This is a genomic window from Planctomonas deserti (assembly GCF_003067705.1).
Lineage (GTDB): Bacteria > Actinomycetota > Actinomycetes > Actinomycetales > Microbacteriaceae > Planctomonas > Planctomonas deserti.
Genome location: NZ_QANL01000215.1, coordinates 1 through 517, shown reverse-complemented (window position 1 = coordinate 517; position 517 = coordinate 1). Strand labels below are relative to the sequence as shown.

The 517-nt window shown below is 68.5% G+C and carries 1 protein-coding gene and 1 pseudogene; both read left to right on the top strand.

All coding sequences use genetic code 11. The annotated features are described in order from the left end of the window. Nucleotides 1-9: 9 nt before the first annotated feature. Complete coding sequence (yidD, locus tag DAI20_RS20355) at nt 10-132, top strand: membrane protein insertion efficiency factor YidD (RefSeq protein ID WP_497802659.1); 123 nt, start codon at nt 10-12, stop codon at nt 130-132. A gap of 1 nt (nt 133) precedes the next feature. After that, nucleotides 134-517 (top strand): annotated as a pseudogene (locus DAI20_RS20350) (allantoinase AllB); the annotation flags it as partial.

Here is a 517-nt window from a genome sequence, read left to right as displayed (position 1 = left end):
CACGGCCCGCTGCGCGGAAGCTGGTTGGCTGCGCGCCGGCTGGGCCGCTGCCACCCGTTCCATCCCGGCGGCTTCGTCCCCTTGCCCGGGTCCCCCAACGCCCCCTCTTGCCGTTGCACAGGAAAACACTGACATGTCCTCCACCCTCATCACCAACGCCCGCATGGTCAACGAAGGCCGCACCTTCGACGGCGACCTGCGCATCGAGAACGGCCGCATCGCGCAGATCGGCAACGGGCTGGCGCCGCGCGACGGCGAGCAGGTGGTGGACGCAGCCGGACGCTGGTTGCTTCCGGGCATGATCGACGACCAGGTGCACTTCCGCGAACCGGGCCTGACCCACAAGGGCGACATCGCCAGCGAATCGGCGGCGGCCGTGGCCGGTGGCCTGACCAGCTTCATGGACATGCCCAACACCAACCCGCCGACGCTGGATTCGACCATCCTCGAAGCGAAGTACGAACTGGCGCGCGGTCGCGCCTGGGCCAACTATGGCTTCTACCACGGCGCCAGCAAT